Raw genomic sequence first — 26,252 nt, forward strand, 5'->3', positions numbered from 1 at the left:
TGCTCTTATGTATAAGGTATTGTTAGTCGATGACGAAGAACTCGATCTGGAAGGAATGAAACGGTTTATTCCTTGGTCTGAGCTTGGAATGGAAGTGAAGGGCAGCGTAAATAATGCATTATCAGCATGCGAAATAATAGATGAGCAGCCCATCGATATATTAGTCAGCGATGTTAATATGCCTTATATGTCAGGACTTGAGCTTGCCCGAATTGCACTCGAACGCAAACCTAATATGCGTATTATATTCGTTAGCGGCTATCAGGAGTTCAGCTACGTACAGCAGGCGTTATCTTTAAAGGCTTACAATTATGTACTAAAGCCAATGGATGACAATGAATTGGTGTCGTCTTTGTTAAAGGTGAAGCAGGATCTTGATGAGGAGAACAAGCAGCGTGAAGTGGAAGAAGCCTATCAACAAATGATTCCGATTGCCAAAAGCGACTTTTTGATTCATGTGTTGGAAGGATTGGAAACAACGGAGGGCGTTTCCATGTCCAAGCTGATTTTACACTATGGCTTCGATCAATTGAACTGGCCTATCCGTGTTGCGATTATGGAACTGGATAATCAGTCGTTGAGACAAACCGAGAACGCATCTTCACAGAGAGAATGGTCGCGCAACTCTCTTCAAATTGTACATGAAACGATTCAAAAGATAGGCATGCTGCCATACTGCAAGCTGTCATCTCAACGCATTGCTATATTGCTGGAAGACAAAGCTATTGGTCAAACCGTCAAAACGTTATGCAATGCGCTTTCGCAGCATCTAACGGTATCGATAACAACCGGCCTCGGTGAAGCAGTTCATTCGATAGAAAAGCTGCAAGTATCCTACCGACAAGCGATAGAAGCTGTTGAAGGCAAGATGTTTCTTGGAAAAGGGGATATCATCAAATATGAAGAGGTCAGAGCGGAACCAGGCATGCTGGACGCTCGGATTCTGGATACACGAATGAAAGCACTATTAAAGGCTATGGAAGGATATGAGCTTGTTCGGATTTACGACGAATTCGAGAACTTGTTTGCATCGGCTTCTAGTCTTCGCTCCAGATTTACTGTTCATCATATGACCAGCTATATTATATGGAAGCTGGATCAATATTTAAGCGAAATGAATGAGGATTTATTTGAACTGCTAGGTATTGATATTCACCATCTCGAAGTTTTAATGCAATTCGAAACGATTAACGATATACGTTCATGGCTTGTAAAGCTCTTATATGAAATTTCTGAACGCCTGCAGAAGAAAAACGTCATGAAAGACAGCAAGTTTATACGCAGCGTCACGAAGTCAATTAAGGAGAGGATGAGTGAAAATATTACCCTTAAAGATATGGCGCTGCAGTTTTCTTTCTCGCCTAGCTATATGGGGTTTTTAATAAAAGAAAAGTCAGGTCATACCTTCAATGAACTGCTCGTGCATCTGCGTATGGAGAAAGCATGTGAACTGCTCAATCAACCCGGGATAAAAATTTATGAAGTTGCCGATCAGGTTGGTTATCGTTATCTTCCCTATTTCAGCCGACAATTTAAGGAGAAGTTTGGCATGACACCTATGGAATATCGGAAGAGAGAGAATTGATCATTAATGGGGGAGCTTTAGATGAAAATAGTCCGGGAGAATAGAAAGAGACTCGGATATATGCCGATCGGATACAAGCTTATGCTGTCCTATATGATTTTTATCGTTATTTTGGTCGTTGTCAATTTCTATGTGTCACATTCGATGTATGACTCTTCCATGCGTAAGCAGACGCGTATGAATATTGAAGGAACGATGGAGCAAATGCGCGACAACGTGAAGTATAAACTAGATGATATCGTCCGAATATCGTCTACGCTTTATGATGATTATAATCTGGTTCAGAGCATTCGAGTTGATGAAATAGGCATTGCCAATTTAAATCGAATGAATCAGATCATTAGCCCAAAGCTAGAAAGCGCCTCGAAATCTATTGGGATGAATTTAAGGTTGTCGGTCTACTTTCATAATAAAACGGTGAACCAAATTTATGAGAATAGATGGAAGAAAGACAATGCTGCCGATAACGATGAATCCAAAGAGCAAACCTATGATATTTATCATATGAGCCGCATTCAGGATAAGTTATGGTACACATCCATTCCAAAAGAAGAATACGGCGTGACTATGGAGTGGAAGCAGGTTGAAGAGGATGTACGAGATCATCGTATTTCAATGATACGACGTATCGTCGACACCGATAATCCATTGGAAGTTGAAGAGCTGGCTATTATGCGGTTTAGCGTTCAGATGAAGGAGCTGTTTAATAGCGTTGACTTCTCGAAGCTTGGCGACGGCAGCATGCTGTCAGTCGTGGATTCTACGGGATACGTTATTTTCTCCTCTGGGCAGCTTCCGGAAGGCTCAACCAAACCAGTTTCGAAAATAAACAAAAATGTATCGACAAATGAAAATAGCGATAAGCAAGAGTACTTAAGAATAGAAGAAAAATTGCTCAATCAGAATTGGACATTAGTGGCGCAAGTTCCACTTACCATTATCGAGCAGGAAGCTGCGAAGGTACGGGCATTTATTATTTTCATCTGCGTACTGAGCTTTGTTTTGTTAACGTTTGCGGGTGTCTTTATTTCACGTTATTTCTCCAAACGAATTTTGAAATTTGTATCGGTGTTGAATGCTTTCCGCGAGGGGGATTTGCATAAGCGAATTGCCTACAGAGGGAAGGATGAATTCTCTCAAATTGCAACGGCGCTAAACGGAATGGGCGAGGATGTAGAGGCATTAATTAATAAGGTATATTTGACGCAGCTTCAGAAAAAAGAGGCTGAGCTGGAAATGCTGCAGCTTCAGATCAATCCGCACTTTCTATACAATACCCTTTCATCGATCAACCAGCTGGCAAAATTCGGGGAAAATGAAAAACTGCAAAAAATGGTGTTGGAGCTCGCGAAGTTTTATAGACTTACGCTGAATTCAGGCCGTACGATGATTCCAATCGCAGCGGAGATGGAGCAGGCCAACGCATATGTAAGCATACAGAAGGTTAAGTACGGGAAACGTCTGGAAGTATTATTCGAGATTGATGAGAATATATGGCCTTTTGAGACGGTGAAGCTTATTTTGCAGCCTTTCATTGAAAATACGCTTAAGCACGCATGGAGCGGAGATCGCATTCATATTCGGATTGTTACCTATATGGAAGAAAACACAGTGCATTATAAGATAATCGACGACGGGTTCGGCATGCCGCAGGAGCGAATTGATGAAATATTCAGCGGGCTAGATAAAGGAAACATTGGATATGGGATTCGAAATATCGATCAGAGAATCAAGCTTCACTATGGTTCTGAATATGGGGTTTCCATATTCAGTCGTATAGGTATTGGAACAACTGTCCATATAAGGATTCCAGCAAGGAAAAGGAATCTTATTATTCAAGAATGCATTCCAAATATTGCAGGATAAACAACGAAAAAGCCGCGTCCATTAGGAAGCGGCTTTTTGCATGTTAAATTTATTTTCTAGATAAGCGAGCAGTTGGATCAGAAGATATGCATACTTTTGCCGATGGGATAAGAAGTAAGTTTGCTCCTGCTCCGTTATGATCATTTTATAGCAGTACACTACTTTTATTGGAGGCGATATTGATGTCGATATCTACATTGTCGGAGCAAGAAGTGCAATTTTATAAGGAAAATGGTTACGCGCTGCATAAGAAACAGTTGTTTAGCGCAGATAAGATGACAGAGCTGACTAATATTTTTGAGGAGCAATGGGAGCTTGTGGGCCGGAAGCTGAACAGCGAGCTCGATACCCCGCATTTCCGTGATGAGCGTCTACTTAAGTTTCTATTAAGCGATGAAGTGCTTGATCTGGTAGAGCCTTTAATTGGTCCTAACATTGGCTTGTGGTCCAGTCATTTCATCTGCAAAGAGCCGCTTATTGGCAAGCAAACGCCATGGCATGAAGACTCCGCATATTGGAACGGACGACTTAGCCGATTTGATAACATTGTGACCGTATGGCTGGCTATTGACCGCAGCTCTAAGGAAAATGGCTGTATGCGCGTCATCCCGGGAACGCATAACAATGGTTTCTCGGAGTACGAGCAGGTGGATGGCAATGACAACATTTTTGATACGGAAATTCGCAATAAGGATGAGTCAAAGGCCGTTTATTTCGAGCTTGAGCCAGGCGAGTGCTCTGTCCATGATTCTCGCATCATACATGGTGCAGCTCCTAACAAAAGTGAATTCCGCCGCTGTGGTTATACGATGCGTTATTTCTCAACGGATGCGCAAGTCTATACTGAAAAGAACCGTGGTCATAAAATCTGGCTAGCGCGTGGAAAAGATTTAGCCGGCAATCCTTTTGTCAATGTATAATAGGCTTAACAAAAGGGGGGGACAGGTATTGGAATTGAGACGAATAAAAGCGTTGTGGGGAATGCAGGGTAGCTATGAGGAGCTTTTGACATATGCAGCAGAAGCAGGTTACTTTGGAATAGAAGCGCAGCTGCCGCCTGCCTCTGAAGAAAAGTCCTTTAAAGCGGCATTGGAAACAAATAAGCTGGCCTTCATCGCGCAGGTAAGTACACATGATGACCATCTCGATAGCTTCGAGAAACAAGTCATGCGAGCAACGGATTTTAATCCGCTGTTTATTAACTCGCAAAGCGCTAGAGACAGCATGTCAGAAGCTGAGCAGGATCGTTTTTTTGAAGGAGCACTTACAATTGAACAAAGGTCTGGCCTGCAGGTCGGGCATGAAACCCATCGCAGCCGAGCGATGTTTACACCATGGACAACTGCAAGATTGCTGAAGCGTTTTCCTGACTTGCGCATCACTGCAGACTTCAGCCATTGGGTGAACGTATGTGAGTCGCATCTGGATAATCATGCGGATGAGCTTGCTCTTGCTATTGATCGCAGCATACATGTTCATGGCCGTGTCGGATTTCCGCAGGGACCTCAAGTGCCACATCCTGGCGCACCTGAATACGCATCGGAGCTTGCTTTATTTACAGGCTGGTGGCAGCGGATATTTATGAAGCAAGCTGCAAAGGAAAGAGCTTGGACAACTTTTACAGCAGAGTTCGGTCCACCGAATTATATGCCAACGGTGCCCTTTACCAATAAGCCTATTGTTAATTTAATAGAAGTAAATCAATGGATGACCGATTATATGGCTGCCAAATATGCCGAATGGTTTGACCAATAAAAGTCTGATAGGGGGAAATCGTCATGAAGTATGAGTTAACACCTGAGAGATTGCTTGGTAAAAACTTTTTGACCTTGTCATCCCCCTATAAGATTTTCAAACATGTGATCGATAACAAAATTACTGCCCATTGGCATGATTTTTTTGAAATGGGCTTTGTAGTGTCTGGTACAGGAACTCATGTTATAAACGGAGAGCCTTTTCCTTTAGAGAAAGGAATGACTTTTCTGCTGACAACGGCAGATTTCCATGAGATCATCCCAGATGAAGGACAAACGATTCATTTGTTTAATCTTATTTTTGATGAATCATTTATCCGCCCAGAGCTGACAGAAATGTTATTTGAACAGGTATCGCTTCATTTGCATACTTTTCGTGACGAAAGTGCTAGTGAAATTGAAATGGAATTTACTCGGATTTGGAATGAATCACAGATGTGGCAGCTAGGCAGCAGCATGCTGGTGCAGGGAAGTTTTGAGAGAATACTCATCCATCTCTATAGAAATAACGGGCATCAGCGCTTGCTTGACGACTATGTAGCCATTAGCGCAATCCCTTCTTCCATTAGAAAGTCGATCATCTATATTCAACATCATTTTCGAGAGCCGCTTTCATTAGATGAAATAGCGAGATATGCAGGAATATCAGCCAATTATTTTAGCGAATGCTTCAAAAAGCATACAGGTACATCATTTCAAGAGCATCTACAAGGAAAAAGGCTTCAGTTCGCCTCTGCATTGCTCAGCAGTTCAATCTTACCGATAACGGAAGTATGTTATGCCGCGGGCTTTAATACATTGCCTAACTTTGAACGAGCGTTTAAAAAAAAGTATGAGAAATCACCTCGAGAGTTTCGGAAAAAATATATTCGGCCATAAATGTGACGTATAAACCTATATGCCATGTTAGGAGGGTACAGCAGTGAGAAGGAGACTTATACAAGGCACAGCAATTGCTGTGCTTTTATGTTTTGTTTATATTCTCTATGCAGTATGGAGCATTATTTCGTTTGCTAAGGTGAATGAGCTCATTTACACAGATGCCGCAATTGTGCTTGGGGCAGCAGTCTGGGACGATAAACCGTCGACAGTTCTAAAGAACAGATTGAATCATGCCATTTGGCTCTATAACAATGGATACATAAAGAAAATAATCGTTACGGGAGGCACAGGTAAGGGAGATTCCTTGTCTGAAGCGGAAGTGTCAAAACGATATGTTATGCAGTATAAGGTTCCAGGTGAGGATATTGTTCTTGAAGAGCATTCAAAAATCACGGAACAAAATTTAGCTAATGCCCATGCGATAGCACAACAACAACAAATCAATACCTTTACCATCGTCAGCGATCCTTTGCATATGAAGCGTGCTCTTCTTATGACTAGACACTTAGGTATGGATGCTTACTCTTCACCAACTCAGACGTCAGCCTACAAGAGTTTGGGTACTAAGCTTCCTTTTCTTTTAAGAGAAACGTTCTTCTTAACAGGTTATCAGCTGAAAATATTATTTTTAAAGTAAGAATAAAAGAAGCCACTTATGATAAATAAACTGCTGTATCACAGCTCATCTTTTTTGCAGCCCGAAAGTTAAACACTCAATTGGATGAGTTTAACATTCGGGATTTTGTATTTTATTAAGGGTATCGTTTCAGGAAGTAAGGCTGCGTTTAAATGAAAGGAGAGGGAAATGTGTCATCCTAACTGAATAATTATGCCAAAAGCCTCCGATATTAAGGATACGGTTACAGGTTCTTCCTAAATCAAGAAGGATAAACGCAGGAAATCACAGTTGCGGTGCACATCTAAATCCATGTATGGTATTATAATATTAACGATTAAAACAAGTTAAAAGTAAAGCTGCCATAATGAAGGAGTTTTTATTTTGAATGATGCGATGATCATGTTAAAGCAAACAAGTCGTACTTTTTATATTCCCATCAGCAGGTTGAAGTCAGGTTTAAAGGATGCAGTTGCATCCGCTTATTTGTGTATGAGAGCAATTGATGAAATTGAGGATCATGAGACGCTAGCAGATGAGGTGAAAGCAGAATTATTGCTTGGCATTCATGATGCGTTTAGTTCCGATGATGTGATTAATGAATCGCAAAAACTCCTTTCTCCTTATGCAGAAACACTGCCGGAAGTTACGATGAGAATTCATGAATGGGCGCTTTTATGTCCTCCGACGGTTACGAATGTCGTTTATAACCATACAGCGACAATGGCCAAGCAGATGGCTGATTGGGTTCATGAAGGCTGGGATATCCGAACGGAAGAGGATCTGGATAATTATACTTATAGTGTTGCCGGTATGGTAGGGGAAATGTTGTCTGACATATGGTTCTGGCACGATGGCACGAAATCAGACCGAATCAAAGCAGTTGCTTTCGGAAGAGGCTTACAAGCCGTAAATATTCTGCGTAATCGCACAGAGGATCTTGAACGTGGCGTAGACTTTTTCCCTGAAGGCTGGGGACAGAAAGAAATGATTAAGTACACGCGCCGCAACCTGAAGTTGGCGGATTCGTATATATCTGATTTAAAAGGCGGTCCTGCGCTAGAGTTTTGCAAAATTCCGCTTACGCTGGCACATGCAACCATTAATCTCATTGCAGTTGGCGGTAACAAATTAACGCGAGACGCCGTTATGAAGCTTGTAGGCAGCATTAATTAGAGCTTGTTCTATAAATAAAAGCAAAGCCCATGGGATTCCATGGGCTTTGCTTTTATTTGTTTTTATTCGGGTGCCGTGAGATTAACCGTACCAGCTCGACTAGCAAGAGCGGTAATGATACTGTCGAAGGATACGCCAAATAGCGAGGCTCCCAATGTGGTGAGAACTTGTCTTTGTATCGCCGGAGTCCAACAAAGCCATACCAGCTTCCGCCATACTCGAACAGAATGCGTGCCAGCTTCTCTTCTTTTATTGCGTTTTGGCTCTGGCCTACACTCGAAAGTGGAGCCATCCCTAAATTAAATTGCGCATATCCTTCTGTTTTTGCCCACTCCATAAGGCAAATGAACAATTGATCCATCGTTCCATTTGGGGTGGATTTTAAATAGCGCATTAAATCTACAGATAAGGTCGTACCATCATAGGCAGGCGTCAAAGAAGCGAAAGCAATAATTTGATCATCTGAATTTTTTAATAGCGCAATGGGCGCGAGCTGCAAATAATCTTCATCAAACCATCCGAGAGAATAACCCTTCTCGTGTTTTCCGTCCAGCCATTGGTCAGAGATGAACGACAGTTTCTTTAACAACTGCTTATCATGAGGCGGATGTACGATTTCAAATTGAAAATTCTCACGTTCAAAGCGGTTTTTAACCGCCCGAAGACTGGCATTTTGTTTTCCGACAAGCGTGAAATTGTCCAGATGAACCAATGCTTCCTCACCCAGTTTAAAAAAGCGATAGCCGTTTTCGTGATAAAACGGTAAATAGTCAGGTGTCGTTTGATAAAATACAACCTCTACCGCAAACTGATCGGCAAATTGCTGAAACTGTTGAATCGCTTCGCTAATCATGCTTTTGGGACCTAAAGGATCACCGAGCACAACAAGCTTATTTCGAATTTTCGCATAGGGTATTAACACTTGATCCTTCATCGCCCAGAAGAAGCTCTTGTCACCGGTAAAGAGCATATGCGTCAATAAATTTCCTTGTTCCTTTTCAAGAAAAGCTTTTAATTTCAACTGCTCATCCTTGGCTGTTTCTAAAACGGCGAGCGGCTTAGGACGAAACATATAAAGCAAGGATAGGAAGAGCCAAGCAACCAAGAGACCAAATATCGCAGCTATCGTATGCTGGCTTGGATCTATCAGCCATGTGGTGTGAGCCTTTCTTGGCAGATGTTTGAGAAATGCCGGATACGAATGGGATGCGATGAGGTAATAACCATAGGTGATTAAGAGTGTAATAAGCCCCCAGCCTAGCACATTATAAATCCCTACGGGTATAGCCAATCGATAAAATCGATGTCTTGAAATCCATAACAGCAACGCGACAATGAGTAGAAATATAGCTTCCTCGTAATCAAACGCTTTGGCAAGTGCGAAGAAGGAACCAGCACAAAGCAGGAAAAGTGTCCAGTAATAGGCTCGCTTCACTCGAAGTGAAATACCGCGAGACAGCATGATAAGCATAATGCCGATGATGATGCTTAATTGATGAGACAGCCTCATAATCTGAAACGAAACCAATTCTTCCGTAAAATGTATCCTGTAAAGTAAAGCGGGTGTCGCTGCGGACAGCAGCAATATGACCCCACTCGCAAATACAAGCTTACCGAGTGACCATGCCCCAACCTCGCCGATAAACGCAAATTGTCCCGGCCAGCGCCAAACGCTTTGCCAAATATTTAATGCTCGATCCATGATGCCGCTATCAGACTGCTCCGATCGTTTCCGGTTCATAGGAAACTCGAATGCTGCCATCATAAGGCCGATTAACCATGGCACAAAATAATACAGAATTCTAAACAGAACAAGGATGACCGCGCATTTATCAGGTGGAAAGCCGAGCAGCTGTAAGCCTAATATAGCCGTTAAATCAAAACCACCGATACCGCCAGGCGCCATGCTTATAATGCCGGCTATTGCTGCTAACGTATAAATTCCAAGCGCGTTTGTAAATGTAAGTTCAGGAATAAATGTTGCTCCAATAAGCCAGAAGGTCATACCAGCAAAAAACCATTCCAAAAAGGAAGAACCAACGGAAGCGGTCATAATGCGCCAAGTCAATTGTCCTCGATTCCGATTAATCCATTTGGAGAAAAGCGAGGTTCTTTGAAGCAGCACGAATAGCGGTAAATACAGTGCGATTGCCCACATCGCATAGGTAAGCCATGGATGAGCATTCAGCAATGCTTGAACAGGGAAAATGCCGATAATACACAGCCATGCTAGCAGCGATAGACCTGTAAAAGTTATCGTCGAAAGAAAGGCAACAGAAGCAGCAATACTCCCGATGGGAACCTCTCGATTTCGATATAAAATTGATCGCAGCCCTGCTCCTGTAAGACCCGCAAAACCAATCAAATTGTTTGAGGTGTTTGCAATCCATCCATAACGAATCGTATCCCAAATCCCAATCTTTAAATGAAAATGCTTGCGAATCAACAAGTCATAAGTACTCATGACAGAGACAGCGAGCATGGAGAAACTGAGCAGAAGAAAAATCGTAAAGGGGTGCATGTGATGAAACTCATGGATCATTCTTCCCCAGTGGATCTCACGGAACTGTTTTTTTCCTTCGAAGTAAACAAAGGCGATAATAGCAACTGGCAGTAGAAAACGCAGTACTCTTGCACGGTATAGGATGGATACAAGCTTAATTAGATGCAGCTTGTAAGCTATTTCGCGAATCCATTTCATTAATATTCCCCTTATGTATGGTTTGTCCCTTACTATTCATTATTTTGCCATGTGGGACACATAAAGTATAGCCTGCTTACTCATTAATGTTTCCTCAATTAGGAAATTAAACCGAAATGTGAACGACGTGGAACATCTTTTTTATGGGAAAAAGAAAATGTCCAGCGCTCAGAGGTTTTAAAGTTTTTAAACTTTAGTTTCCCTGAAGCTGGACATAAGGTTTAGGCTTGTACATTCGTTTATCCAGTTATAGATGAAGGCAATAATGAATAAACGTTTTTCAGCATAAGCATTTTAGGGCTGAGCTTGAATTTTGAACCAGAGAACGTGCAGCGATCATAATTAAAACGCAGTGATGTTATATGAATCGTGCAGTCTATAAATGAGCAGCCAATATAATGAGAGCCGTCAAAGTATACATCCACGTTTTTAAATGTTTTGTTAATAATATAGTCCATGATTGAATCCTCCTTGTAATGTGAAACAAGCTATTTGATTATATGCAGTTAATTCTATTGTTTATAACCTTTTTTATATGAAATGAAACAAGAGAATTGAAGTTATAGACTAGAAAAAGGAGATTAACGAGCGCAGTCCAGTTAATTTTCGTTGACAAAGCAATCTTACATCCTTATTATTAGTTTGAATTCAAACTAGTTTAGGCGGTGCTCTGAATGGGAAAAGACAATCACATTACTCGTTTTCCTTGGGAGCAAGAGGACAGCAGTACATTGCTTATAAAACTGGCATTTACGAATATTCGGCGTGAAATTGAAACTTCGCTTCGACCGCTCGGCCTCACTCCTCAGCAATCACAGTCTCTTCATTTGCTCGCTATGAAACCAGGCGTGATGAATGCCGACTTGGAGAAGCTGCTATTTATAGACAAATCGAGTGTAACCAGCTTAATCAACGGGATGGTGAAGAGAGGCTGGGTTGTAAGGCGTGCGCATGACTCGGATGCAAGAATGAAAAGAATTTATTTAACCGAGCAAGGGATAGAAATGTCCTTGAAAGCTTCAAATGCTGTTGCACAAGCGAAAGAGAAATCGGACCATTTGCTAACCAAGGAAGAAGCGGCACATCTACATGTTTTACTCAGAAAAATTATTAAAGCGTATGAGTAAGCGATACGCTTGTTATATTCGGACATATAGTTTGAATTCAAACTAAATGCAGTCTAAAACAGGAAAGGACGTAACGGGATATGGAAGTTACAGATAAACAAAAAATAGGCGAGAAGCTGCTGCCTATATTAGCTTTTACATTAGTCTTCTCTATTATGAATGCTTCAATGTTTAATGTTGTTATGCCTGTCATCAGCAAGGAATTTGGCATTACCGCCTCACAGGTGAGCTGGCTGATTACGGGGTATATGATCGTTTTTGCAGTAGGTTCCGTTACTTACGGAAAGCTCGCGGACAAATATCGGCTAAAGGATCTATTGACCTTCGGATTAATTATCTTTGCACTTGGATCGATTGTAGGTTTGCTCGCTTCTGAATATTGGATGATCGTGCTGGGGAGGGTGCTGCAAGCAAGCGGGGCTGCCGTTATCCCAGCTACAGCGATGATTGTCCCAGTACGTTATTTCTCTCCTGAGAAGCGTGGCAGGGCGTTAGGTACGGTTGCGGCGGGTCTTGCTCTTGGAACCGCACTCGCGCCCATTGTTGCTGGAATCGTTACAAGCTTCATCAACTGGAGATTTTTATTTTTAATATCAGTGATTCCGCTGATTGCACTTCCGTTCTTTAGAAAATATTTGGACAACGACAGAGGAAAAGCTCAAAAAATTGACTATTTGGGTGGCATTCTGCTTGGAGGCTCCGTCGCATTATTACTGATGTCCATTTCAGTTGGAAGTTGGTTTATTGCTCTAGGCGGTGCTGTAACACTCGTTTTATTTATTGTTCGCATTCGAACAGCGTCTGAGCCGTTTATCCAGCCCAAGCTGTTCAGCAATAAGAAATATACGTTTGGCTTAATCATGACCTTTCTAGCTACATCGTTAAGCTTTAGCATGCCTTTTGTAACCCCACAGTTTTTGGCGGGACTTAATCAGTTGTCCCCTGCCATTATCGGCTTTGTCATGTTTCCCGCAGCTATTACCTCTGCATTGATGGGGCGACGCGGGGGCAGGCTTGCAGATGAGAAAGGCAACTCATTTTTAGTATACCTTGCGATTTCATTAAGCTTTACTTGTTTCATTTTGTTATCAGTGTTTGTTGGATTATCACCATATCTAATCGTGTTTTTGTTAATATTCGGAAATATAGGTCAAACCTTTATGCAAATTGCGATGTCCAACACGATATCAAGAACGCTTGCCAAGGAGCAAATAGGAGTAGGGATGGGACTCATGTCCTTGCTTAACTTTATCTCGGGAGCAATGACAACAAGTATTATCGGAAAAATGCTGGATTTGAAGCAAACAGCGGTCCATTTTAACCCATTTGCCATTCATAATGGGGCTTACCTGTATAGCAATATTTTCTTTTCCTTAGCAATCTTGGCTGCAATCATTGTTGGCTTGTATTATTTGTTATTCAGACCATCGCGTGATAAAGCAGCTAGGCAGACAAAGCTTGAGAAGACCAAATCATCTTCAACAACCGCTTAGAAGCCAATCGTAAAATAAACGAAGCTCTCTATATTCAATTACATGCAGTGAATGCTGCATTGTAGTTGATTTTGGGGGGCTGTTTGTTTTGAAACAGATCGATTTCATAATAAGGATATAAAATATTTGAATTAGATGAATGATGCGAAAAATGATAAAATTTGACTCTACCTACAAGTGTAATAAATTGGAAATTATATGATTTAACTAGAAGGAGAGAGCGAGATGAGCAAACCTTTAGTCGTAATTGTCGGGGCTGGACCAGGTGTAAGTGCGGGTGTTGCAAGGAAATTCGGTAACGAAGGATTTCGCGTTGTACTTGCAGCGAGGAACACGGATGCTCTGGAAACCTATGTGAAGGAGCTTAATGAAGTCAAGATTGAAGCCTACAGCATTAAGGCTGATGTAGCCGATTCATCATCATTAACTTCTGCATTTGAACAAATTAAGCAGCTATATGGTTCCCCTGATGTTCTGGTTTATAATGCGGCTGTCATATCCAAGACTACACCCACACATTTAACTGAAACGCAACTGCTCGAGGAGTTTAAAGTAAATGTTGTTGGAGCGTTAACGAGCGCGAATCAAGTCATTCCTAATATGATTGAGCATAAGAAAGGGGCAATACTGTTTACTGGCGGCGGATTGGCGCTGGCACCTGCTGCTGAATTGTCGTCATTGTCGATCGGTAAAGCGGGCATTCGCTCTCTTGCTTTCTCACTTTCACAAGAACTACAACCGCATGGCATTTATGTTGGTACCGTAACGATTGCTGGTTTTGTTGCCAAAGGAAGCTTCTATGATCCAGATGAAATTGCGGATCAATTTTGGAATTTATACATCAATAGAAGTGAAGTCGAGTATTTATATAAGCAAGACTAATGGGGAAGAGTAGAAAAAGCATGCCTAAGCTTTATGGTTTGGGATGCTTTTTTTGCTGCTTGACATTTCTAACTGTATGAAATAATATTACAGTATACAAAAAAGTTACAGTTAGTTAGATAAACAGAGGATAACGGGAGAGATGAAATAAATGAAATCAACTTATATGCCATTGTTTGAACAAATGACCTTTAAAAACGGTATTGAATTAAAAAACCGGATTGTTATGGCACCAATGACGAATTTCTCAGCAAACGAAGACGGAACGGTATCGGAGACGGAGCTGAGCTATTATAGCCGCAGATCGGGTGGAGTGGGCCTAGTCATTACAGCTTGTGTTTACGTTTCACCAAACGGAAAAGGATTTCACGGCGAATTTGCAAGCGACAGCGATGACATGATTCCGAGTCTACAGCGCTTGGCAGCAACGATTAAAGAAAAGGGCGCTAAAGCGGTGCTTCAAATTTTTCATGGCGGCAGAGAATGTCCAATTAATCTCGTGCCCAATGGTGATGTGGTAAGTGCGAGCGCTGTAGCTTCGGAGCAGAACGCTGGGGTTACACCTAGAGCATTATTAGATGAGGAAATTGAATCGATTATTCGCGACTTTGGAGAAACGACTAGAAGAGCGATTGAGGCAGGGTTCGACGGTGTTGAAATTCATGGCGCAAACGGTTATCTTGTCCAACAATTTTTCTCTCCGCATTCCAATGTACGTGATGACCGTTGGGGAGGCAATATAGAGAACAGATTGCGTTTCCCATTAGCCGTCGTTGATGAAGTGAAGCGAGTTGTTGCTGCCTATGCGGAAAAACCTTTTCTAGTCGGTTACCGCTTCTCCCCTGAGGAGGCGACTACGCCTGGTATTACCATGTCGGATACATTTAGGCTTCTAGATGAGCTTACCAATAAAGAACTTGATTATCTTCATGTATCGTTAATGGATTTCTGGTCATTGCCTAAACGAGGTGCTGAAGAAACGAAAACGCGTATGCAATGGATAAAAGATCGTGTAGGTCACTCCATACCGATTATTGGCGTGGGCTCCATTCATACCCCAGAAGATGCTGTAAAGGCATTGGATATCGGCATTCCACTTGTAGCGATTGGCCGTGAAATTATTGTTGAACCGGATTGGGTCGAGAAAGTGCAAGAAGGCCGCGAATCGGAAATAAAAACAACGCTCAGCAAGGATGATCAAGATCGGTTGGTCATTCCTACCCCGCTCTGGCAAGCAATTGTTCATACGCCAGGCTGGTTCCCGCTAGGCGATTAATATAGATGACAGGAAAACAGGTCAAGCATTTCTTGACCTGTTTTTTTTGCGTCTTTAATCGATTTAATCTTTTTTTAGTGTATCCAGCACGACAATGAATTGGCAGTTGTTTTAGTACTAAAGTTATTGTATCATTGTCTAATAGGTAGGCAACCTAACTATTTCGCGAAGTAGTTTGGCGGCCAATAGGCCATAATAAATAAAAATGTTTAGGAGTGCAGAGCATATGGAGCAATTGAGTCAGAAGAAAAAGTTAACAATCATGATTGCACTGATGGCAGCTATGTTTTTCGCAGCTATCAATCAGACAATCGTAAGCACGGCTATGCCGCGCATTATTGCCATCTTGGGTGGCATCGAGTATTACACATGGGTTATTACCATCTATATGCTCACATCAACGATTGCTACTGTACTTGTAGGAAAGCTTTCGGATATTTACGGAAGGAAGCCGTTTTTGTTAGTCGGTATCGTGTTATTTATAATCGGAGCCTTCTTATGCGGTACATCAACTACGGTATTCCAGCTCATCACTTATCGTGGTATTCAAGGTATAGGCGGCGGTATTCTTATGTCAGCAACCGTGACGGCGGTTGGTGATTTGTTCGCTCCTAGGGAAAGGGCGAAATGGACTGGATTAATGATGGCCATATTCGGCTTCTCAAGTGTAATTGGACCAACATTAGGCGGCTTTATGGTCGATCATATCGCTTGGAAGTGGATTTTCTGGATTTTCCTACCGCTTGGCATTATTGCATTTGGTATGATTTGGTCCATGTTTCCAAAAACAGCGCGTAAAACAACGGAATCCATTGACTATTGGGGTTCATTATTGCTTTCACTGATGCTTATTGCATTGCTGCTCGGCTTCTCATGGGCAGGTACAAAATATGACTGGGGCTCGCCACAAATTATTGGCATGTTCGCCTCTGCAGCAGTGTTGTTAGTTCTATTGATTCTTGTAGAACGTCAAGCCAAAAGCCCTGTATTGCCTTTGTCGATGTTTAAAAACAGCATTGTAACGATCTCCAACTCCGTCGGTTTCCTTATGAATGCCGGCATGATGGGCGCAATGATGTACCTGCCATTCTTCGTACAGGGTGTGCTTGGTATTTCACCAACGAACTCGGGCTTTGTAAATATGCCGATGTCGATCGCCATGATCTTCCTAAGTGCAATGTCTGGTCGTTGGATTTCCAAATCAGGGAAATACAAACGATTCGCCCTCATCGGTATGCCATTCATGGTCGCGGGAATGCTTATGATGGCATTCATGACTAACGTTGGCGTTGCGGTTGCTGCGATGATCGTATTTGGTATTGGACTTGGTATTTCGATGCCAGTATTTACACTAACCGTTCAAAATGCAGTAGAGCCTTCACAGCTTGGTGTGGCTACAGCTACAGCTACGTTGTTCCGTAACCTGGGCGGTACGATTGGTATTGCAGTTATGGGTACGGTTATGAACTCCACTTTGACCAGTAAGCTGAAGGATGCTGTCGCAGCAGGTCAAGGACCTGATTTAAGTCAAGTAGATGCGGCTACAGCTGAGAAACTGTCTAGTTTCCTTAACCCGCAAATGCTGCTCGATCAACCGAAGCTTAAAGAGCTTCATGCGACGCTGCCGGAACAAATTCAGCCTTTGTTTACACACATCATTGAGATGGTTCGCTCGGTACTGAGCGATTCCTTGACGGTTGTATTCTTGTTCGGTATGTCCTTGCTGATCGTCGCATTTGTACTCGTGTTCTTCTTGAAAGAAATTCCGCTTCGCTCTTCTGACAAGAAAGAAGCAGTTAGCGTAGAGCCATCTGAAAAGTTGAAAAAAGAGCCTGCTCTTAATAATTAATAAGAGCGGCTCCTATAGGAGGGATTTCGCTTCCTGCAGCTTGCAGGAAGCGAAATCCCTTTGTTTATTAAAAGTCTTCATTCGTTTTGGCTGAGTCCAAATAGTCGAATACTTGGTTTAACATGACGACAAGCTGATCGCTTTGCTCCTTGCCTAAATGATCGATCATGCCTTTGAACATGGAGATAAAACGGTCTATTGCTTTTTGAGCAATTTCTTCGCCAGTGTCCGTTAACGTTATTTCGGTAATTCTTCGATCAGTGTTATCGGATGTACGAACCACATGGCCAGATGCGATTAAGCTATTAAGCATCTGTGTAACGGTTGGAGAGGTGACTTGCAGCAATTTACTGATTTCTGTAACCGTCGTCCCTGTTGAACCTTTATCATTGCTTTTTTTCACACAAACGAGCATACGAACTTCGCTCGCTTTAAGACCGCCCCACATCGTTTTTTTCCGCCAGTCGGCTTTAGCGAACTTTTGGAAAACATCGATTAAGTCTGTTACATTCTCATATTTATCTGCGGACATTGGATTCACCTCGGTGAACTTATTTTATAAAGTAATTAGGTTACCTAAGTAATTATAGTTATTATGATGACAGGAAGTCAACAAAACAACAGAAATGAGGTGGAACATGAACAACTATGAGGAATGGAAAGAACTGTTTCCGCAATTAAAGGTTGTTTACAAAAAATTAAAAACCGAATGGTATAAAGGAATAGATTGCAGCTTCTCCATTAATCAAACAAGAATGCTTCAACATTTAGATAAACAAAGTCCCATGAAGTCGACGGATCTAGCTGAATTGCTTTTGGTTACTGCAGGCGGGGTTACGCTCATCGGGGACAAGCTCGTGGAAAGAGGGCTTATTCGCAGAAATCGCAGCGAGGATGATAGACGAGTCGTTTATTTGGAAATTACAGATGAGGGCAAACAATTTGTGAAGGCTTTTAATGAAAATGATGATGCTATTATCCGATATATGAGTGAGAGGATCTCGCAAGAGGATTTAGAGCATTTGAGACGAATATTTACATCGCTTGATGATTAGCGGGATCTAATCGAAACATTTCAGCAGCAAGAATTGGAAGGGGAATACGGAAGTATGGTTATGGATCAAATGCAAAAAATGAAAGACATGAAGCAGCAAATCACTCGTTTTCTAATGATGTACAAATTTGCGATTCAAGAGCTTGAGACAAAAGTCGAAATATTAAAGGAAGAGTTTCATTTATTGCATGAATACAATCCGATTGAGCATACAAGCTCGCGCCTAAAGTCGCCCAAGAGCATTGTCGAAAAGCTTTATCGAAAGCAAAGCGAGCTTTCTTTTAACGGCATTCGGAATCACATTAAAGATATAGCAGGGCTGCGAATAACTTGCTCTTTTATTTCTGATATTTACCGGATTAGCGATATGTTAAGCAATCAGAGCGATTTGACCTTATTGGAGGTTAAAGACTATATAAAAAATCCGAAGCCAAACGGCTACCAAAGCTTGCATTTGCTCATTGAGGTGCCGGTGTTCATATCGGATCGAGTGGAAAATGTGTGTGTAGAAGTTCAAATTCGAACGATAGCGATGGATTTCTGGGCGAGCCTGGAGCACAAAATCTATTATAAATATAAACAGGCGATACCTCCTCGCTTACTGAATGAACTAAAAGAAGCAGCAGATTCCGCATCCGCGCTGGATCAGAAGATGGAGCGACTGCATAATGAGATCGCAGCCATTAAAGAAGAGCGTGAGGATGATCTGGGCGATGAGATGCTTCGGCTGATCATGAACAATCAAAGCGGCTCCATTCCAAACATGCTGTTAGAGCTTTTTGAGGATGGAACCAAAAAATAATAGTCGTGAACCATGCATCAGCAACATAAAGTGAGAGTAGTGCCAAAAAGTGCTGCCAAACGAGTGTTGTTGAAAGGTGGTCATGCGGCGATGGTTATTTCAAGCTTTCAAGCCTTTATTCAGGTGTTTGGCTTATCAATCTCCATGAGCTTAGTAGGCGGCCTCATCGGACATTTTGTGAAAAATGGGATTATCGAAATGCCGAAACTCGTCATAGAATATGATGAAGAAGGATTATCCCTTTCTTCAAATTGGTTAGTAAAGTGGATTCAGCGCTGTTATTACTTTGTTATTTTTGTCATCGGCTTCAGAGATCACAGCAATGCGAAAAAAAAGATTTTTTTTGATCTCGGCTTTCTCGGCGATTTGCTGATCGCAATCGGAACGGGCATATTAGCAAAAACAGCGCTGGCTATGGCAAATACATCGGACAACTTTGCAGTCGTGAGCAGTTCATTGCTGGCAGGCTACGCAGGCTTATCTTACCTGAAGAGCAAGCAGAACAAAGAGTTTGCTGATTTGTTTCCTGAAGAAATAGATGATTCAAATCCGCAAACGCCACCGAAATAACATGCAAGTTTACTTAAGTTTTGCGTATAATGACCATAGCTGATAAACCTTTTGCTTAAATATAAGAAAGTATATCATTTTCTCATACTTATCTTATATTTCACCGTCAAAGCTACTTCAGCGTCTAAAGGACGCCGAAGGCGTTTTTGCTTGACTAATCGATTTTTCACAAAAATATCGAAGGAGGGTGGAGCGTGTGGGGAAAATAACGGTCAAAGTGACAACTGAGGAAATGCATGAGCTTAAGAAACTAGCCGAGATAGTCAAAAATCCTCAGCTTCCCATGTCTGACCGTCGCATTGCTAAAACGCAATATGAGTCCATTATCAACTTCGCAAAAAATAGTAACCGCGGCATTATTTCATCTGTATAATTAGAATGGGTTGAAGCCGCTCCGGGATGGAGCGGCTTCTTTTTTTATGTGATTTGCGCGAACCTTACACGAACAGCCGCGAAAATCTTCTGTTGTCCAGGCTCGATTGGTGTGACCATAACATCGGATTGGAAGGTTCTTTGGATAGGGAAGGGTTCAGATGAGCTGGAGATTTCCTGAACTTTGCTGGGAACTCCAGAAATGGATGTTCCTAATGCATTTGCGATAGCAGCAGCTTTCAGTCGGGCGTTCTGTACAGCAAGCGACAAGGCCTCATTTTCCAACTGTTTTCTATCGGAAACCGAGAACTGAATGGAAGTGACTGTATTGGCACCGTGAGAAACGGCGGTATCTACTACTGTTCCAGTAAGTGCAATTTGATCGATGGTGATTTGCAGGAGATGAGTTACTTTGTAGCCTTGAAAGACTTGCTTCCCGTCCGGGAAATCATACATCATTTCGATTCGATAATCATTCGTTTGGATATGTTCGCGCGGGATGCTTAGCTCGAGAAGGGATTGTATGATATCTGCTGTAATTTGTGCATTTTCGGCTTGTATCGCTTGCAGCTCCTTGCCTTCGGTAACAGCACCAAGGATGACCAAGGCTGTATCTGAAGCAGCTGTAACGATCCCTTCACCCAAAACTTCAATCGTGGACACGCTTTTGCAGGGAATGGGAATAGCGGTATAGTAGATTTGATTGCCGTACATTGCAGGCTCCTTTCCTTCTTACAGGTTATAGATTAATGTATGGAAGGATACCCGCCGAAATGATTGCTTCTTATTTTCTGCTTGCGGATGAAAGTTTAGAAAAGAATACAAAAATGGCGGGCAAGAGTAATCTTGCACCGCCATTTTTTGTGATGAGCTTAAGGAAGCTCTATTGTAACTTCACGCTTGCTTGCAGCTGAACGGAGCACACCGTCGATAATCGCTTGGTTGTACAAAATTTCTGCTCCAGGAATAGGAGCTGGACGATCTTCTGCGATTGCTGCAACAAAGTCTCTTACTTTCTCATCAAACAAGTTTAGTCCATGTTGGATGACAGGAATAGTCGAATGGATATGCTGATCAACGACATCGTGATAAAGCGTCATGCTGCCTACGCTTCCATCCCAAACACCGCTCCAAGGGCCAGTGCCTGCAGGTGTGACTTTAAGACCGCCGTCAGTTCCAAGGAACATTGTCGCACCTAATGAATCCATGTGCATAGCCCAGCTGATTTTGTAATTGAGAACGATGTCGCCCTCAAGACGGATCATCGCTACGCCAAAATCCTCAACTTCAAAGTTGGCCGCTTCACGATGGTATTTCGGGTTTGTTCCAAAATGATTTGATGTATAAGCCGATACAGTAAGCGGCTTAGGATAGCCGAGCGCATTAAGCGCCATATCAAGCGAATAGCAGCCGATATCAGCCATTGCGCCAGCACCTGCAAGCTCTTTGGAAATAAAAGTGCCGCCAGGCATACCGCGCCGTCTGCCGCCGCCTGTTTCAACAAAGTAAACGTTACCAAGTTTTCCCGATTGAACAATTTCTTGAATCAACGACATATTGGGATCATATCTCGGCTGGAAGCCTACCGTCAATATTTTCCCACTGCGTTCAGCGGCTTCGACCATATCGATGGACTGCTGGAGTGTGACAGACATCGGCTTCTCTACGAGCACGTGCTTGCCTGCATTCAAAGCGTTTATTGAAGTTTCAGAATGTGCAAAGTTTGGTGTGCAAATGCTGACGCCGTCTAGGTCAAGCTCTAATAGTTTCTTATGATCATCAAAAGCAACGGCGTTTACGAGTTCCTCTTGATCAATAAAAGCTTGTGCTTTTCCTGCTATGCTGTCTGCCACCGCCACGATCTCCACGTGAAGAGGCATTTTTTTATAAGCTGAAGCATGCGCTCTTGCAATACCGCCGCTTCCAATAATTCCGATTCGGATCGTTCTAGTCATTTCAATATCCCTCATTTCATTGTAGTGATTCTACTTTAGCACAGCTGTATTAGGCATGAAATGGTGAGAAAAGGACATGACATCTACAAAATCATGACATCCGTCCGGATGATGTTGCTTCATTTTGTACAAAAAAATGATCACATTTGTCCATTGCCTCCCCTAACCTTTTTGTTCTACGATAGATTAGCCACAAATGATAATGGTTATCATTGATTGTGTGATAAAAATAGATTAGGAAGGAAGCTGGATATGCTGCGTCGTTTTTTTGCTTATTACAAGCCCTACAAAAAGCTGTTTATTTTAGATTTTTCATGTGCCATTTTGGCTGCATTGCTTGAGCTTGCTTTTCCACTTGCCGTTAACCGGGTTGTGGATGATCTTTTGCCGAGCGGCAACTGGAAATGGATTTTGTATGCTTGTATCGGACTATTAGTCATTTATGTGTTCAGCTCTGCACTGCATTATGTCGTTACCTATTGGGGACATAAGCTCGGAATCAACATCGAGTCCGATATGCGCAAGCAGCTGTTTGATCGTGTACAGAAGCTGAGCTTCCGTTTCTTCGACAATAACAAGACAGGACATCTGGTATCCCGGATGACAAATGACTTGATGGATATTGGAGAGATCGCCCATCATGGGCCGGAGGATTTGTTTATTGCTTTAATGACGCTGACTGGTGCGTTCGGTATTATGCTGAGCATTAACTATCAGCTTGCGTTAATGACCTTTATTATTATTCCGCTGATGATTTATTTGTCGCTGTATTTCAGCCGTAAAATGTCAGCAGCCTTTAATCGGATGTTTTCTGATATCGCTGACTACAATGCACGCGTTGAAAATAACGTGAGCGGCATTCGTGTCGTTCAAGCGTTTGCGAACGAAAAGCATGAAATGGCACGTTTTGCTGAAAATAACGGTCGTTTCCGTTTGACGAAGCTCATTGCCTATCGCGTGATGGCATGGAACTCGTCAATCAGCTTTATTCTAATGAAGCTCATTTCTTTGTTTGTACTCGTATGCGGAACTTGGTTCGTTATTCAAGGCGATATGAGCTATGGTGAGTTTATCGCATTTGTTATGCTCTCGAACGTATTTTTAGGTCCGATTAAACAGATTAATTCTGTCATTGAGACGTATCCAAAAGGAATAGCAGGATTCAAACGTTATTTGGAACTACTTGAAACGGAACCTGATATTGCCGATGCGCCGAATGCACAAGTGGTAAGCCATCTCAAGGGTGATATTCGGTTTAACAAAGTGACGTTTGGTTATGAGAATAAAGACAAGGTGCTGCAAGGTCTCAGCCTATCGATCCGCGCAGGAGAGACGGTAGCTCTAGTAGGTCCATCGGGAGCGGGGAAAACAACGTTATGCAGCTTGCTTCCGCGTTTCTACGATGTCGAAGAAGGCTCGATTACGATCGACAACATTGATTTGCGGGATATGACGCTTGAATCACTGCGCTCCAACATTGGGATTGTGCAGCAGGATGTGTTCCTCTTTGATGGATCGATTCGAGAAAATATTGCTTACGGCAAGCTCGGAGCGTCGGAGGAAGAGATTATGCAAGCCGCTCGTCAAGCGCAGCTGGAGGAGCTCATCTTGTCGCAGCCTGAGGGATTGAATACAATGATCGGCGAGAGAGGGGTTAAGCTGTCGGGAGGACAGAAGCAGAGGCTCTCCATTGCACGAATGTTTCTGAAGAACCCGCCGATCCTTATTTTGGATGAGGCGACATCCGCGCTGGATACCGAGACGGAAGCGGCGATTCAGCTAGCGCTTGCTGAGCTGTCCCGCGGCAGAACGACGCTTGTTATCGCTCATCGTCTTGCTACGATCAAAAATGCTGACCGCATCGTAGTTGTAGCTGAGCAAGGGATTGCCGAGCAAGGCAATCATGATGAATTGCTCGACGCGCGTGGTGCTTACAGCAGGCTTCACCAGGCTCAATTCGGCGCATAAGGGGAAATTATGAGGTTTGGTTCAGCAGCTCGGGGAGAAGCAATAGAAGCTTATCCCTTGCTGAAGCATCCTCCTGATTCCAGTCGCGTTCGTCGAGCACGTAACTGAAGCCATTTTTGACAGCAGGAAGGTTTCTCCAGATTGGGCTGTTCACTAATTTCTCCATCGCTGCTCTGGACTCCTCATTTTCGGGCAGCATCATGAATACGCGGTCGCCTGCATATTGTTGGATCGTTTTTTCTGTGATTTCCTTATAGGGTCTGCCAGATTTCAGAATGTCTTGAACTTTCCCTGTAGGCCGGAAACCGTCTGGATGGTACAGTATAGAGGATAAACCGATATTGCCCATGACAAATAAACGTTCACCCCGATGATAGATAAAGACAGAAGCTGTTTCGTTAGGCCGAATACGCGCCTGAAGCTGCTGCCACATCAATAACGTACTGCTATTATAATGAAGAAGCCATTGCTGGGCTTCTTTTTTTTTGCCCAGCCACTCTCCAAGCATGAGCAGTCTCTCATCAAGTGACCCGCGTGAATTATAGGTAAGCGTAGGGGCAAGCTCTGACATTTGTGCGTACAAGCTTTCATCAGAATGGTCGAATATTATTAAGTCAGGCGCTAGTGCAGAAGCCTGTTCCGAATGAAAAGGCTCGCCTTTGCTGATCATATGGCTTCCTACTAGCTGAATGCCAAGCGTATTCATATCTCCAATACTTTCACCACAATAAAAGATGCGATTGGGCTGAGCGGGAATGCTAACCTCGTGACCGTCCCAATCCTTAACGAGTATATTTTGGCGCATCGATAGGGCATATTGCCTTGGAGAAAAGCCGGTTATAAGACGGAAGCGGCGGCTGAAATAATACTCATCGGTAAAGCCGACACGATCTGCGATATCGCGCAAAGTATTGTCGGTATGGATCAGCCAATCCTTGGACCGACTGATACGAAGCTCATTCAAATAATCAAGTGGTTTCTTGCCAGTCAGCTCCTTGAATATTGAAGTGAACTGCCAAGCAGGTACGTTGGCCATATCGACGAGCTGCTTGACCGTTATTCGGTTCTGAAAATGATTTTGCATATATTGAATTGTTTGTTCAACCGTTTGCGTGGAGCTGCTCATCGAGTCGAATTGCAGGTTATGTTCAAGAACAAATCCGATAAGCTTCTGAAAATGCGTTTGCTGACGATGCGCTTCAATGTTATCGCAGTCCGTAATTCCGGTATAAAGCTGGCTCAGCAAATCCATCCATTGTGCGAGCGGATAAACGCGCAGCTCTTGACGGTTCGGAAATAGCTGCTCCGTATAAAGCACAGGACCTTGGCTTAGCAAATGAAGGATGTGGAAAGAGATGAGGTAATATTCCAATTTGCCGTCGCCTATATTTTCAAATTGATATGCGGTGTTCGGGGATAGAAGGAAAGAACTGTATGACGAGAAAAGGGAACTTTCATTACCCATAAACAGTCTGCCTCTGCCGCTCTTGGATATAAGCATCGTATAGCAGGAAGTCACTTTCTCCGCTAATACTTCGCCCTCTGTATGGCTGTACAGCTTCATATCTACAAAATGGAAGCTTAAGGAGCGCAGAGGTAAAGTCTGATGCGTTAAGTTAGACATGGCTGTAGCCTCATTTCAGTATTGAGAATCGTTATCAATTAATCTCATTATAAACAAATAGAAGAAGCTTATCAACCGTAGTTGAAGAGCTTCTTCTATTTCAACTGACGTTAAGCAGCATTTATTTATTAATAAGTGCTTTTGGCAGCTCTTCTAACAACCATTCTCTAGAAAGTGCGTCGCTGGAAGCTTTGAGCAAATCAAAATTGTACACTTGTCCATTTTTCACGGCAGGGAGCTTGAGCCATAAATCGCTTTTCATAAGCTCGTTCGTTGATTGCTGCGCCTCAGGAGCGACTGGATTCAGAATGAAGATGCGGTCAGCCGCATACTCTGGCAGCAGCTCAGAAGATATTTCTGCAAAACCTTGTTCTTTATCAATAAGATCCTGGATGATTGGCGTTGGCTTTAAACCGCCTTTCTCGTATAAGAATTGCGGCAGCCCAGTACCAGCCATAATAAAGAGGCGGTTGCCAGGATACATTGTAAATACGGCTGCCGTTTCATTTTCTTTAATACCGCTATCGTGAATTTGTTTCCACATATCTGCGGTTTTGACCGCGTGCTCAGCAAGCCAATCCTCAGCTTCTTGCTTCTTATTTAACAAATCCCCTAGCGTACGCATTCTGTCCTCCAGCGTGGCGAAGGAGTTGAACGTTRCCGTTGGAGCAACCTTTGAAATAACCTCATACTGCTGTTC

24 protein-coding genes are annotated in these 26,252 nt (G+C 42.7%); 17 read left to right on the forward strand and 7 right to left on the reverse strand.

What is annotated here, in order from left to right:
* Nucleotides 1–7 precede the first annotated feature (7 nt).
* From AB4Z50_RS30835 to AB4Z50_RS30865, 7 genes are all read left to right on the forward strand, one after another.
* Nucleotides 8–1,585 (forward strand): response regulator, encoded by a 1,578-nt coding sequence (locus AB4Z50_RS30835; RefSeq protein WP_441885363.1) that lies wholly within the window; start codon nt 8–10, stop codon nt 1,583–1,585.
* A gap of 21 nt (nt 1,586–1,606) precedes the next feature.
* A complete protein-coding gene (locus AB4Z50_RS30840) occupies nt 1,607–3,451 on the forward strand; it encodes a sensor histidine kinase (protein WP_339203793.1) in 1,845 nt (614 codons plus the stop codon).
* Between the two features lie 182 nt (nt 3,452–3,633).
* Nucleotides 3,634–4,371: a phytanoyl-CoA dioxygenase family protein gene (locus AB4Z50_RS30845; protein ID WP_441885365.1), complete on the forward strand. Its 738-nt coding sequence runs from the start codon at nt 3,634–3,636 to the stop codon at nt 4,369–4,371.
* A gap of 28 nt (nt 4,372–4,399) precedes the next feature.
* Entirely contained in the window at nt 4,400–5,206 is an 807-nt protein-coding gene (locus AB4Z50_RS30850; RefSeq protein ID WP_441885367.1) for a sugar phosphate isomerase/epimerase family protein, read from the forward strand.
* 23 nt (nt 5,207–5,229) lie between these two features.
* Nucleotides 5,230–6,084 carry an AraC family transcriptional regulator gene (locus tag AB4Z50_RS30855; RefSeq protein ID WP_441885369.1) on the forward strand — a complete coding sequence of 285 codons (855 nt, stop codon included), beginning with the start codon at nt 5,230–5,232 and terminating at the stop codon, nt 6,082–6,084.
* Between the two features lie 43 nt (nt 6,085–6,127).
* The gene (locus tag AB4Z50_RS30860; RefSeq protein ID WP_441885371.1) at nt 6,128–6,724 is read left to right on the forward strand and encodes a YdcF family protein; all 597 of its coding nucleotides are present in this window, start codon (nt 6,128–6,130) and stop codon (nt 6,722–6,724) included.
* 375 nt (nt 6,725–7,099) lie between these two features.
* Entirely contained in the window at nt 7,100–7,879 is a 780-nt protein-coding gene (locus AB4Z50_RS30865; protein ID WP_076270964.1) for a squalene/phytoene synthase family protein, read from the forward strand.
* Nucleotides 7,880–7,931: 52 nt separating this feature from the next.
* Here the strand turns inward: AB4Z50_RS30865 and mprF are convergent, their stop codons facing one another.
* Entirely contained in the window at nt 7,932–10,580 is a 2,649-nt protein-coding gene (gene mprF / locus AB4Z50_RS30870) for a bifunctional lysylphosphatidylglycerol flippase/synthetase MprF (RefSeq protein ID WP_441885373.1), read from the reverse strand.
* A 239-nt stretch (nt 10,581–10,819) separates the two neighbouring features.
* Entirely contained in the window at nt 10,820–11,038 is a 219-nt protein-coding gene (locus AB4Z50_RS30875; protein ID WP_441885375.1) for a hypothetical protein, read from the reverse strand.
* A gap of 216 nt (nt 11,039–11,254) precedes the next feature.
* Here AB4Z50_RS30875 and AB4Z50_RS30880 point away from each other — a divergent pair, with 216 nt between their 5' ends.
* The 5 genes from AB4Z50_RS30880 (at nt 11,255) to AB4Z50_RS30900 (ending at nt 17,207) form a co-directional block, all read left to right on the forward strand.
* Entirely contained in the window at nt 11,255–11,707 is a 453-nt protein-coding gene (locus AB4Z50_RS30880) for a MarR family winged helix-turn-helix transcriptional regulator (RefSeq protein ID WP_441885377.1), read from the forward strand.
* An 80-nt stretch (nt 11,708–11,787) separates the two neighbouring features.
* A complete protein-coding gene (locus tag AB4Z50_RS30885) occupies nt 11,788–13,200 on the forward strand; it encodes an MFS transporter (protein ID WP_441885379.1) in 1,413 nt (470 codons plus the stop codon).
* 225 nt (nt 13,201–13,425) lie between these two features.
* Entirely contained in the window at nt 13,426–14,082 is a 657-nt protein-coding gene (locus AB4Z50_RS30890) for an SDR family NAD(P)-dependent oxidoreductase (RefSeq protein ID WP_441885381.1), read from the forward strand.
* Nucleotides 14,083–14,233: 151 nt separating this feature from the next.
* Nucleotides 14,234–15,358 carry an NADH-dependent flavin oxidoreductase gene (locus tag AB4Z50_RS30895; protein WP_441885383.1) on the forward strand — a complete coding sequence of 375 codons (1,125 nt, stop codon included), beginning with the start codon at nt 14,234–14,236 and terminating at the stop codon, nt 15,356–15,358.
* A gap of 226 nt (nt 15,359–15,584) precedes the next feature.
* Entirely contained in the window at nt 15,585–17,207 is a 1,623-nt protein-coding gene (locus AB4Z50_RS30900; RefSeq protein WP_441885385.1) for an MDR family MFS transporter, read from the forward strand.
* A gap of 67 nt (nt 17,208–17,274) precedes the next feature.
* Here the strand turns inward: AB4Z50_RS30900 and AB4Z50_RS30905 are convergent, their stop codons facing one another.
* A complete protein-coding gene (locus AB4Z50_RS30905; RefSeq protein ID WP_441885387.1) occupies nt 17,275–17,739 on the reverse strand; it encodes a MarR family winged helix-turn-helix transcriptional regulator in 465 nt (154 codons plus the stop codon).
* 106 nt (nt 17,740–17,845) lie between these two features.
* Here AB4Z50_RS30905 and AB4Z50_RS30910 point away from each other — a divergent pair, with 106 nt between their 5' ends.
* From AB4Z50_RS30910 to AB4Z50_RS30925, 4 genes are all read left to right on the forward strand, one after another.
* Nucleotides 17,846–18,262: a MarR family winged helix-turn-helix transcriptional regulator gene (locus AB4Z50_RS30910; protein ID WP_076270900.1), complete on the forward strand. Its 417-nt coding sequence runs from the start codon at nt 17,846–17,848 to the stop codon at nt 18,260–18,262.
* Nucleotides 18,263–18,322: 60 nt separating this feature from the next.
* A complete protein-coding gene (locus AB4Z50_RS30915) occupies nt 18,323–19,063 on the forward strand; it encodes a GTP pyrophosphokinase (RefSeq protein ID WP_430054410.1) in 741 nt (246 codons plus the stop codon).
* Nucleotides 19,064–19,075: 12 nt separating this feature from the next.
* On the forward strand, nt 19,076–19,633 hold the full coding sequence (locus AB4Z50_RS30920; protein WP_144376882.1) for a hypothetical protein: 558 nt from the start codon (nt 19,076–19,078) through the stop codon (nt 19,631–19,633).
* 196 nt (nt 19,634–19,829) lie between these two features.
* A complete protein-coding gene (locus tag AB4Z50_RS30925; RefSeq protein ID WP_161807520.1) occupies nt 19,830–20,006 on the forward strand; it encodes a hypothetical protein in 177 nt (58 codons plus the stop codon).
* Between the two features lie 44 nt (nt 20,007–20,050).
* On the opposite strand, the gene AB4Z50_RS30930 is transcribed toward AB4Z50_RS30925, so the two are convergent.
* Complete coding sequence (locus AB4Z50_RS30930; RefSeq protein WP_441885391.1) at nt 20,051–20,719, reverse strand: SIMPL domain-containing protein; 669 nt, start codon at nt 20,717–20,719, stop codon at nt 20,051–20,053.
* A 158-nt stretch (nt 20,720–20,877) separates the two neighbouring features.
* A complete protein-coding gene (locus AB4Z50_RS30935) occupies nt 20,878–21,960 on the reverse strand; it encodes a Gfo/Idh/MocA family protein (protein ID WP_441885393.1) in 1,083 nt (360 codons plus the stop codon).
* Nucleotides 21,961–22,212: 252 nt separating this feature from the next.
* On the opposite strand from AB4Z50_RS30935, the gene AB4Z50_RS30940 reads away from it, so the two are divergent.
* Nucleotides 22,213–23,928, forward strand: a complete 1,716-nt coding sequence (locus AB4Z50_RS30940) for an ABC transporter ATP-binding protein (RefSeq protein ID WP_076270895.1) — start codon at nt 22,213–22,215, stop codon at nt 23,926–23,928.
* A 7-nt stretch (nt 23,929–23,935) separates the two neighbouring features.
* On the opposite strand, the gene AB4Z50_RS30945 is transcribed toward AB4Z50_RS30940, so the two are convergent.
* Both AB4Z50_RS30945 and AB4Z50_RS30950 read right to left on the reverse strand, forming a co-directional pair.
* Nucleotides 23,936–25,552 carry a helix-turn-helix domain-containing protein gene (locus AB4Z50_RS30945; RefSeq protein ID WP_441885396.1) on the reverse strand — a complete coding sequence of 539 codons (1,617 nt, stop codon included), beginning with the start codon at nt 25,550–25,552 and terminating at the stop codon, nt 23,936–23,938.
* A gap of 121 nt (nt 25,553–25,673) precedes the next feature.
* Nucleotides 25,674–26,252: ABC transporter substrate-binding protein (locus tag AB4Z50_RS30950; RefSeq protein WP_441885398.1), on the reverse strand; the 579-nt coding region annotated here is incomplete at its 5' end.

The organism is Paenibacillus sp. 2TAB26, from assembly GCF_052115145.1.
Classification (GTDB): domain Bacteria; phylum Bacillota; class Bacilli; order Paenibacillales; family Paenibacillaceae; genus Pristimantibacillus.

What these genes read in the sequence shown, in the direction of transcription:
- AB4Z50_RS30835 (WP_441885363.1), top strand. Translation starts at nt 8, where the DNA reads ATGTATAAGGTATTGTTAGTCGATGACGAAGAACTCGATCTGGAAGGA.
- AB4Z50_RS30840 (WP_339203793.1), top strand. Translation starts at nt 1,607, where the DNA reads ATGAAAATAGTCCGGGAGAATAGAAAGAGACTCGGATATATGCCGATC.
- AB4Z50_RS30845 (WP_441885365.1), top strand. Translation starts at nt 3,634, where the DNA reads ATGTCGATATCTACATTGTCGGAGCAAGAAGTGCAATTTTATAAGGAA.
- AB4Z50_RS30855 (WP_441885369.1), top strand. Translation starts at nt 5,230, where the DNA reads ATGAAGTATGAGTTAACACCTGAGAGATTGCTTGGTAAAAACTTTTTG.
- AB4Z50_RS30865 (WP_076270964.1), top strand. Translation starts at nt 7,100, where the DNA reads ATGATCATGTTAAAGCAAACAAGTCGTACTTTTTATATTCCCATCAGC.
- mprF (WP_441885373.1), bottom strand. Translation starts at nt 10,580, where the DNA reads ATGAAATGGATTCGCGAAATAGCTTACAAGCTGCATCTAATTAAGCTT.
- AB4Z50_RS30875 (WP_441885375.1), bottom strand. Translation starts at nt 11,038, where the DNA reads ATGGACTATATTATTAACAAAACATTTAAAAACGTGGATGTATACTTT.
- AB4Z50_RS30880 (WP_441885377.1), top strand. Translation starts at nt 11,255, where the DNA reads ATGGGAAAAGACAATCACATTACTCGTTTTCCTTGGGAGCAAGAGGAC.
- AB4Z50_RS30885 (WP_441885379.1), top strand. Translation starts at nt 11,788, where the DNA reads ATGGAAGTTACAGATAAACAAAAAATAGGCGAGAAGCTGCTGCCTATA.
- AB4Z50_RS30890 (WP_441885381.1), top strand. Translation starts at nt 13,426, where the DNA reads ATGAGCAAACCTTTAGTCGTAATTGTCGGGGCTGGACCAGGTGTAAGT.
- AB4Z50_RS30895 (WP_441885383.1), top strand. Translation starts at nt 14,234, where the DNA reads ATGAAATCAACTTATATGCCATTGTTTGAACAAATGACCTTTAAAAAC.
- AB4Z50_RS30900 (WP_441885385.1), top strand. Translation starts at nt 15,585, where the DNA reads ATGGAGCAATTGAGTCAGAAGAAAAAGTTAACAATCATGATTGCACTG.
- AB4Z50_RS30905 (WP_441885387.1), bottom strand. Translation starts at nt 17,739, where the DNA reads ATGTCCGCAGATAAATATGAGAATGTAACAGACTTAATCGATGTTTTC.
- AB4Z50_RS30910 (WP_076270900.1), top strand. Translation starts at nt 17,846, where the DNA reads ATGAACAACTATGAGGAATGGAAAGAACTGTTTCCGCAATTAAAGGTT.
- AB4Z50_RS30915 (WP_430054410.1), top strand. Translation starts at nt 18,323, where the DNA reads ATGGATCAAATGCAAAAAATGAAAGACATGAAGCAGCAAATCACTCGT.
- AB4Z50_RS30920 (WP_144376882.1), top strand. Translation starts at nt 19,076, where the DNA reads ATGCATCAGCAACATAAAGTGAGAGTAGTGCCAAAAAGTGCTGCCAAA.
- AB4Z50_RS30930 (WP_441885391.1), bottom strand. Translation starts at nt 20,719, where the DNA reads ATGTACGGCAATCAAATCTACTATACCGCTATTCCCATTCCCTGCAAA.
- AB4Z50_RS30935 (WP_441885393.1), bottom strand. Translation starts at nt 21,960, where the DNA reads ATGACTAGAACGATCCGAATCGGAATTATTGGAAGCGGCGGTATTGCA.
- AB4Z50_RS30940 (WP_076270895.1), top strand. Translation starts at nt 22,213, where the DNA reads ATGCTGCGTCGTTTTTTTGCTTATTACAAGCCCTACAAAAAGCTGTTT.
- AB4Z50_RS30945 (WP_441885396.1), bottom strand. Translation starts at nt 25,552, where the DNA reads ATGTCTAACTTAACGCATCAGACTTTACCTCTGCGCTCCTTAAGCTTC.